Genomic DNA, 8,865 nt, shown 5'->3' on the forward strand with positions numbered 1-8,865 from the left:
ACCGAATCCGGCTGTAGGCATTGGCAGTTCGCGAAAAGGGGTCTAACTTCCTACGGCGGCGCAGCTATCCCGCAGCATCCCGGGACGAGGTGGGAGGACCATGCGACGCAGGGGAAACGCCCTACGCTGGGCGGCCGGCGCATCGGCGGTGGCCATGGCGGCAACGCTCCTTGCAGGAGCGCAGGCCGTGGCAGGACCGTCGGACGCAGGACCGCTTGCGGCCGGCAAGCCGCCGGGCAAGGCGGCTGCTTCGGTACTCGTGTTCATCAGGGTCGACGGCGAACAGCACGCCGTGACCCGGGCGGGCATCGAGGCCATCGAGGCAATCGGTGCCCAGGGGCCCGAGACGTTCACGGTGACCGCGACCGACGAGGTCACGGCGTTCACCGACAAGAACCTGGCCAGGTACAACGCCGTCGTCTTCCTGTCACCGGGCAGCGACCGGCTCAACACCATGCAGGAGCAGTCGTTCCAGCGCTACATCAAGGCGGGCGGCGGGTTCCTCGGCATCCATGACGCGGCCCGCTCGGAACCGGAGTCCGACTGGTTCACGGGCCTGATCGGCAGCCGCCCCGCCGGCACCTCCGGCGGCGCGCAGGAGGCCGTCGTCGAGGTCGGCGACCGGCTGAACCCGGCCACCAAGGAGCTGCCGCTGGAGTGGAAGCGCAGCGACGTGTGGACCAACTGGGCCCCCAATCCGTCCGGCAGCGTCCACACCGTCGCCAGGGTCCGGGAGAACACGTACCAGCCGGGCACGACGGCCAACGGCTGGGACCACCCGATCTCCTGGTGCCGCGACTACGAGGGCGGCCGCTCGTTCTACACCGGCATGGGCGGCACCGCCGCCGGCTTCGCCGAGGAGAACTTCCGGTCGCACCTGCGCGGCGCGCTGCTGTGGACCACGCGCCAGGCGCGCGCGGACTGCCAGGCGAGCATCACCGCCAACTACCAGGCGACCCGGCTGACCCAGCCGAACCAGGCGAACCAGCTCGACCAGATCGGCGAGCCGCACGGCATCGACATCGCCGACGACGGCAAGGTCTACTACATCGGCCGCGGCGGCCGCTGGTCCGGCGCCCCGGTCAACGTCGACTGGAACAGCCCGGAGATGGGCAAGGGCCCCGGCACGATCCACATGTGGGACCCGGAGACCGAGAAGGTCACCGCGGTCGGCACGCTCGACGTCTTCGGCAACAAGGGCGGCGGCGACGAGCTGGTCAAGGTCGAGGAGGGCCTGCTCGGCATCGCCCTCGACCAGGACTTCGCCACCAACGGCTACGTGTACCTGCACTACACGCCGCACTCCGGCGTCGACCGTGCCGCGCACATGGCCGAGCGGCGGGTCTCCCGCTTCACCATCGACCAGGAGACGCAGAAGCTCGACACCGCCTCCGAGAAGGTCGTGCTGTCCTGGCCCGTCCAGGTGCACAGTTGCTGCCACGCGGGCGGCGACATGGAGTGGGACTCCAAGGGCAACCTGTACGTCGCCACCGGTGACACCAACTCCTCGCGGTTCAGCGACGGCTACTCGGGCAACAACCCGGAGCCCAACTTCGGCGGCGTGTCCTTCGCCGACGCGCGCCGCACCGCGGGCAACACCAACAACCTCAACGGGAAGATCCTTCGGATCCACCCCGAGGACGACGGCACGTACACCATCCCCGAGGGCAACCTCTTCACCGGCGACGAGGGCGACGGCGACCAGGCCAGGCCCGAGATCTACGTGATGGGCGTACGCAACCCGTCCCGCATCGAGATCGACGCGGACGACCGCCTCTACGCGGGCTGGGTCGGCCCGGACGCAGGCTCGCCGAGCACCACCTGGGGCCCGGCCAAGTACGACACGTTCGCCGTCATCACCAGCGCGGGCAACCAGGGCTGGCCGTACTGCATGGGCAACTCGCAGCCGTACCGCGACCGCAACCTGCCCGACCCGTCGCAGCCGCTCGACTGGTACGACTGCGACAACATCAAGAACACCTCGCCCAACAACGACGGGCTCACGGACCTGCCGCCGGTCCGCGACAACAACATCTGGTACTCGCCCCAGGGCGGCGGCCCCGACTACCCGCGCAACGCGGACGGGGTGCCCAGCTACAACGTCAACGAGGCGCAGTACCGGCTGCCCTGGCTCAAGGGCGGCGGCCAGGCGGCCATGACGGGCCCCGTCTACCGCTACGACGCCTCCTCCGACAGCGAGGTGAAGTGGCCGGAGTACTGGAACGACAAGTGGTTCGTCGGCGACTTCTACGACGGGGACCAGCCGCGGCACGCCGTGGTCATGGACCCGGACAACGCCGGTGACGGCGGACTGCCGGTGCACGCCGAGTCGCTCGACAAGATCATCCCGGTCGGCAGCGGCGGCATCCGCAACCTGATGGACTGGAAGTTCGGCCCCGACGGCGCGCTCTACGTGCTCGACTACGGCCGCGGCTTCTTCAACGCCGACTCGGCGTCCGCCCTGTGGCGGGTCACGTACAAGGGCGGGCCGGCGACGCCGCTGCCCGGAGACCTGATCGCGAAGGGAAGTCAATGAGATCCGGAGCTCTGACCGCGGGTGTGCTGCGGCGGGCGCTGATCACACTGGTGGCGGTCTGCCTGGCGCTGCTCGCGCCGGGCGGCCTGCCCACCGCGGGCGCGGCGGCGCCCGCCGAGGCCCGGGCGGCGGCGCAGACGCTGACCTGGACCGCGGGTGACAGCATCACCGAGTACACGTCCGCACCCACGACGGCGGTGGCGGGGGAGACGACCATCGTCTTCGAGAACAGCGCCGCCACCGGCAACACCACCGGCATGCCGCACACGCTGACGTTCGACACGTTCAGCGACGGCTACAACAAGGACGTCAGCCTCAACCTCCAGGCGTCCCCGAACGACCAGAACAACGGCAAGTGGCAGGCGACGGTCAACCTCTCGCCGGGCAAGTACCGCTACTTCTGCGCGATTCCCGGCCACGGTTCGATGGTCGGCGAGCTGATCGTCACGGACGGCGGCGGCGAGGACACCACGGCGCCCGAGGCGGCCGCGGAGGTCAAGGGCGAGCAGGACGCGAACGGCGTGTACCTGGGCAGCGCGACGGTCGAGCTGTCCGCCACCGACGACATGTCGGGGGTCGACCGCGTCGACTTCGCCCTGGGCGGGGCCACGGACTGGACCGCGTACGAGGCGCCCATCGTGGTCAACACGCCGGGCGAGCACACCGTCAGATACCGCGCCACCGACAAGGCGGGCAACACCAGCGAGGAGAAGTCGGTGACCTTCACGGTCGCCGAGTCCGGGGAGGACACCACGCCGCCCACGGTCACCGCCTCGGTGAGCGGCGAGCGGAACGCCGACGGCGCGTATCTGGACAATGCCATGGTCACGCTGAAGGGCGCGGACACCGGCGGCTCCGGACTCGACAAGGTCGAGTACTCGGTCAACGGCAGCGCCTTCCAGCGGTACGCCGACATGCTGCACATCCACACCGTCGGCGAGCACACGGTCACCTACCGGGCCACCGACAAGGCGGGCAACTCCTCCGAGGTCGGGACGGTCACCTTCACGATCGTCGAGAGGTACCCCAACCCCGACCCGGACTGCCCGGAGCTGGACTCGCGTCCGATCGTCTTCATCGGCCAGTACGACACCCACGTGCCCAACCGCGTCACCGCGAACGGCTGCACGATCAACGAGGTGATCGAGGACGAGAAGGCGTGGCCGAAGCAGAAGGCGTTCCTGGACCACATCCGGAACGTCACCGACGAGCTGTACGCGGACGCGGTGATCAACGCCGAGGAGCGCCAGATCATCCGCGACACCGCCAGGGAGTCGGGGATCGGCAAGCCGGGCCAGAACGAGGGCTACACGCCGATCTTCACCGGCACGGAGAACTCGTTCTCCAAGTGGCAGCAGGTCGGCGGCGGGAGCTTCAACCTCAACGGGGACGGCTCGATGACGAGCGGGACGACCGTGGGCGGCATGGGCATGCTGTGGTACCCGCAGGCCCAGTACGGTGACTTCTCGCTCAAGCTGCAGTGGCGCGACGACGCGCCGGGCAGCGGGCGCACCAACTCCGGTGTCTTCGTCCGCTTCCCCGACGTGCGCGACCACCCGGACGAGTCGCGGCCCGAGTGGGTCGCGATCAAGTACGGGCACGAGGTGCAGGTCTTCGACTCGGAGGCCGGCGACCAGTACAAGACCGGCTCGATCTACGGCTTCGACCGGATCGACCACGGCTCGGCCGGGGTGACCCCGAAGGGCACGTGGAACGACTACGAGATCCGGGTGGTGGGTCAGAAGTACTCGATCTACCGCAACGGCGTGCTCCTCAACGAGTTCGAGAACTCGCCGGGGCAGCTCTTCTCGCCGCCGCGCGGCGACGACCCGGGCACGGACGGCCGCCAGCACGCGAAGGGCTACATCGGCCTCCAGGTGCACGGCACGACGGACGTGGTCTCGTACCGCGACATCCGGATCAAGCCGCTGTGACGTATACGGTCGGCTGACCCGGATCGAGTCCCGGTGGGGGGCGGTGGCACACACCGCCCCCCATCAGGCGTTCCGGGGGGTGTACCAACGGGCGCCGGGGCCGAAACGCCTGTTCGCCACGGGATCGAAAGCGCACCGGTGCGCGCACCTCGGTGGGATAGTCGGTCCGTTCGGTGTCCACGGTCCCGAAGGAAGGTGATGGCCCGTGGTGTTCGCCATGGGATTCTCCGAGTACGGCGGCCCGGAGGTGCTGCGCCCCCTCGACGTCGAGGTCCCGGTGCCGGCCGCCGGCCAGGTGCGCCTCCGCGTCCGCTGCGCGGGGGTCAACCCGCTGGACTGGAAGCTGCGCGGCGGGCGGATGGCAGCGGTCAGGACGCCGGCGTTCCCGTACGTCCTGGGGCTGGAGGCCGCGGGCGTGGTCGAGTCCGTGGGCGAGGACGCGGGGCCGTGGCGGGTGGGCGACGAGGTGCTGGGGCCGGTGGCCGCGGGGTACGCGGTGCAGACGCTGGCCCGCGCGGACCGGCTGGTGGCCAAGCCGCCGGGGCTGCCGTGGGAGCTGGCGGGCGGGCTGCCGGTGGCGGCGGAGACCGCGTACCGCACGCTGGCGGCGCTGCGCGTGGCGAAGGACGACACGCTGCTCGTGCACGGCGCGGCGGGCGGGGTGGGCAGCCTGGCGGTGCAGTTCGCGGTCTCGGCGGGGGTACGGGTCATCGGCACCGCGAGCCCCGCGAACCACGACTACCTGCGCTCGCTGGGCGCGGAGCCGGTCGCGTACGGGGAGGGCGTGGGCGCCCGGGTACGGGAACTGGCCCCGGACGTCGACGCGGTCCTGGACGCCGCGGGCCGCGGCGTGCTGCCGGAGTCGGTGGACCTGGCCGGCGGGCAGGACCGGGTCCTGACGATCGCGGACGCGACGGGCGCTCAGCCGCTGGGCGTACGGTTCTCGCGCCAGTCGGACGGCGAGGACCAGTACGTGCCGGGTATCGAACGCGCCCTGGCCCTGTACCGCGACGGCCGCCTCCACCTGCCGGTGTGGCGCGCGCTGCCCCTGGCGGAGGCCCCGGACGCCCACCGGGCGAGCGAGGGGGGCCACTTGCGGGGGAAGATCGTCCTGGTGGCGGACTGAGGGGCGGGTTTCGCCCGGCGGTCAGCGCGGTCAGCGCGGTCAGCGCGGTCAGCGCGGCCAGCGCGGTCGGCGCGGTCAGCGGGCGAGGCCGAAGGTGTCGGCCGGGCGGGGTGCCGGGTGCCGTGTCCAACCCCGGGCCTGGTCCGCTGCCTTGGCGGCCGGACGCGGCAGCGCCGCCGGGGCGCAGGGCCCCGCCGCCGGAGTCCGCTCCGCCGGCTCGTCGGGGCGGGAGAGCAGGAGTACGCCGTGGGTGGCCAGGGCCGTCGCCGTCAGGGCTGCCGCCAACCCGAGCGCGCCGCCGGTCAGTCGTTCGCCCAGCAGGGTCAGGCCCACCGCCGCGCAGACCGCCGGGTTGACCAGCGTCACCGTGGCCAGGGGCGCGCCCAGGCCGTCGCGGTAGGCCGCCTGCGAGAGCATCAGGCCCGCCGGGGCCAGGGCCGCCACCGCGAGGCCCGTCAGCACCGTGAAGGCGTCGAGTCCTGGGCGTACCGCGACCGTCTGGGTCAGCACCGAGCCCGCGCCGAAGGCGATGCCCGCGGCCGTGGCGTACGCGATCCCGGCGGCCCGCGGGCCCGCCCGGCGGGCCGCCGCGACCAGCGCCGCCAGCGCCGCCGCGGTGGCCGCGGCCGTGCCGAGGACCTGCGCCGGGGTGAGCACCTCGATGTGCCCGCCGCCGCGCACCAGGAGCAGCACCCCCGCCAGCCCGGCCAGCGTCAGCGCCGCGCCCCGCCACCGCACCGCGCCGACCGCGCGGCCGGTGACCGCCGCCTGCAGCGGCAGCGCGAGGACCAGCGTGAGCGCGCCCAGCGGCTGAATCAGGGTCAGCGGCCCGTACCGCAGCGCGAGGACGTGCAGCGCCGCGCCCGCGACGTTCAGCCCGACCGACAGCCACCACGAGCCGCGCTTCAGCGCCGCCCACACCCCCGCGTCCGCCTCCCGGCCCGCCCCCGCGACCCGCTCCTGGAGCACGGCGGCCCCCGCGTACGCGGCGGCGGACGCGATGGCCAGCACCAGTGCTGTCGCGAGGCCGTTCATGCCGTTCATGTCCCCTCCGGTGGTCGAGCCCGTCCCCGGACGGTATCGAGCCTTGCGGACAGATCCTGTCCGCAAGCCATCGCTGCCGTCGTGTTTGTGGACTGCCCGCGGCGCCGGAACTCATCGGCGGGGAATCATGGGCGGGTGGCCTCCCTCCTCTACGACGACTCCGCCCCGCTGCCGGGCCCCGTGCAGTTCCAGCTCGTCCTGCTGCGCCGCATGCAGGACTTCCAGCCCGACCTGGTCGCCGGCGCGCTGCGCGCCCTCGGCGTGCCCCGTACCGCGATGCGCGAGGCCAACCGCCGCTGGCAGGGCCGGCTCCGCGCCCGCGGCGGCCGGGCCGCCGGCGCCGCGCGGGCCCGCGACTTCGCGGCGCTGCTCGGGCCGCCGGCGTCGGTGACGCGGCGGGCGCACGGCGACATGACGCTGGACGTGCACGTCTGGCCGGTGCCGCTCTGGCCCGACCTGCGGTTCGAGGCGACCTGCGGCGTGGGCGGCGTCGCGCTCAACGCCTGGCTCGTACGGGCGCCGGGCGCGGCGGGTCCCGCGCTGCGCACGCTCGCCGAACTGGCGCCCTGGGGCTGCACCGTCGACGAGGTGGCGCGGGCCTTCCCGCCCGCGGCGCCCCGCGAGGCGTCCGCCGCCCCCCGCTTCGCGCTGGCCTTCACCGCGCCGGACGCCGCCGGCGAACCGCGCGCGTGCACGGCGGAGTTCGCCTGGGGGCTGCTGCAGCGGTGGGCCGTCGATTAAGCGTCGCTTACCGATCCCTTGAACGGATTCTCGCTGGTGCTGCACAGTCCGCCGCGGGGAGACTGGACGGCATGATCACACCGGACACCAAGGACTGGACCTGGGTCCTGGACCGCCCCTGCCCCGAGTGCGGCTTCTCGGCGGCGGAGACCCGCCCGCAGGACGTCTCCACGCTGATGCGGAAGTGCGCCGTGCGCTGGGTGCAGGTGCTGGCCGACGAGCCGGAGCGGCTGCGGGTGCGGCCGCGTCCCGACGTCTGGTCGGCGCTGGAGTACGCGTGCCATGTGCGCGACGTGTTCCGGCTGGGCGACGAGCGGGTGCGCCGGATGCTGACCGAGGACGGCCCGCGGTTCGCCAACTGGGATCAGGACGAGACGGCGGTCGCGGAGCGGTACGGCGAGCAGGACCCGCTGCGGGTGGCGGCGGAGCTGTCGGCGTGGGGGGAGACGCTGGCGGAGCACCTGGACGAGGTCGGCGAGGGGGAGTGGCAGCGGACGGGGTTCCGGAGCGACGGCGCCGCCTTCACGGTCGACACGTTCGCGCGGTACTTCGTGCACGACGTGCTCCACCACCTGTACGACGTGGGCGCCCCGCTGGACCGCTGACCCCCTCCGGGAGTGGGCGGGGGAGGGGTTTTCCGGGGGCTCCGCCCCCGGACCCCCGGGGCACGGCTGCTCCACTGATCTCGGCGGGCCGGTTCATCCCCTGGCCCGGCCCGCTGTTCCGTCCTTCCTTCAGTCGCGTGCGGCCCGCCGCAGCCGCGTGAGCCGGCCGGTGTGCCCGTGTCGCCGGTGGTCTCGTCCACCGCGCCTTCTGCCTCTCCGTGCCCTCGGCCGCGGTCAGTTCACACCGTGCGCAGAGCGGACCACGTCGTCATGGCTCCGACTTGCGCGACACCACGCGTCGCCCGCCTTGGAGCCCGTTTCCGTCACCGTACGTAGGTCGGTCGAGCCCCGCCGCAGGCGGATCAGCGATCGGCAGGCGCCGGTGCCGCGGTGCCTGCACCACCGACTCCGCCCGCACTTGCCCCGGTACTCCCGCGCTCCCGCGCCGCTGGCGTACGGGGCGATGACCATTCCGGCCGCTCCGTACGCGGCCAGGAGACTCGCGTACGTGACTACCGTGCGTTGCCGCCGGGAACGAAACGGAAGCACTCGGAAGCCCCGGATTGCAGGCAGGTCACGGCAGTGGCCTAGACCTGTTCGCGAGACGCGCCCGTCGGTAGGCTGACGCCCAGCGCACGCTGGATGATCTTCATCTGGTCGTAAACCAGCGCCGAGGACAAAGGGGTTCAACAGTGAGGACAGTACGGTTGATCAGTGCCGGCGCAGCGGCCTCTGCGCTGGTACTGGGGCTTACGGCATGCGGTGACGACGGGGGCAGCTCGGACGGGACGACCACCATCAAGTTGGTGGCGGCTGATTACGGGGACAAGGCGTCGAATGCGTCCAAGGTGTACTGGGACGATGTGGTGAAGCGGTTCG

6 protein-coding genes are annotated in these 8,865 nt (G+C 72.4%); 5 read left to right on the plus strand and 1 reads right to left on the minus strand.

The features are described from left to right. The first annotated feature begins 100 nt into the window (after window positions 1–100). From ACFYVJ_RS34380 to ACFYVJ_RS34390, 3 genes are all read left to right on the plus strand, one after another. The gene (locus tag ACFYVJ_RS34380) at window positions 101–2,536 is read left to right on the plus strand and encodes a ThuA domain-containing protein (protein ID WP_388900317.1); all 2,436 of its coding nucleotides are present in this window, start codon (window positions 101–103) and stop codon (window positions 2,534–2,536) included. Continuing rightward, complete coding sequence (locus tag ACFYVJ_RS34385; RefSeq protein ID WP_388900320.1) at window positions 2,533–4,470, plus strand: OmpL47-type beta-barrel domain-containing protein; 1,938 nt, start codon at window positions 2,533–2,535, stop codon at window positions 4,468–4,470. Before ACFYVJ_RS34380 ends, ACFYVJ_RS34385 begins: the two co-directional genes overlap by 4 nt. A gap of 208 nt (window positions 4,471–4,678) precedes the next feature. Further along, complete coding sequence (locus ACFYVJ_RS34390) at window positions 4,679–5,596, plus strand: NADP-dependent oxidoreductase (protein ID WP_388900334.1); 918 nt, start codon at window positions 4,679–4,681, stop codon at window positions 5,594–5,596. A 75-nt stretch (window positions 5,597–5,671) separates the two neighbouring features. Here the strand turns inward: ACFYVJ_RS34390 and ACFYVJ_RS34395 are convergent, their stop codons facing one another. Then, complete coding sequence (locus ACFYVJ_RS34395) at window positions 5,672–6,640, minus strand: DMT family transporter (protein ID WP_388900323.1); 969 nt, start codon at window positions 6,638–6,640, stop codon at window positions 5,672–5,674. Window positions 6,641–6,775: 135 nt separating this feature from the next. On the opposite strand from ACFYVJ_RS34395, the gene ACFYVJ_RS34400 reads away from it, so the two are divergent. Next, window positions 6,776–7,381 (plus strand): hypothetical protein, encoded by a 606-nt coding sequence (locus tag ACFYVJ_RS34400; RefSeq protein ID WP_388900325.1) that lies wholly within the window; start codon window positions 6,776–6,778, stop codon window positions 7,379–7,381. Between the two features lie 71 nt (window positions 7,382–7,452). After that, complete coding sequence (locus ACFYVJ_RS34405) at window positions 7,453–7,986, plus strand: DinB family protein (RefSeq protein ID WP_388900328.1); 534 nt, start codon at window positions 7,453–7,455, stop codon at window positions 7,984–7,986. Window positions 7,987–8,865: the final 879 nt, after the last annotated feature.

This window comes from Streptomyces sp. NPDC004134 (genome assembly GCF_042874195.1).
Taxonomy (GTDB): Bacteria; Actinomycetota; Actinomycetes; order Streptomycetales; family Streptomycetaceae; genus Streptomyces.

What these genes read in the sequence shown, in the direction of transcription:
- ACFYVJ_RS34385 (WP_388900320.1), top strand. Translation starts at nt 2,533, where the DNA reads ATGAGATCCGGAGCTCTGACCGCGGGTGTGCTGCGGCGGGCGCTGATC.
- ACFYVJ_RS34380 (WP_388900317.1), top strand. Translation starts at nt 101, where the DNA reads ATGCGACGCAGGGGAAACGCCCTACGCTGGGCGGCCGGCGCATCGGCG.
- ACFYVJ_RS34395 (WP_388900323.1), bottom strand. Translation starts at nt 6,640, where the DNA reads ATGAACGGCATGAACGGCCTCGCGACAGCACTGGTGCTGGCCATCGCG.
- ACFYVJ_RS34405 (WP_388900328.1), top strand. Translation starts at nt 7,453, where the DNA reads ATGATCACACCGGACACCAAGGACTGGACCTGGGTCCTGGACCGCCCC.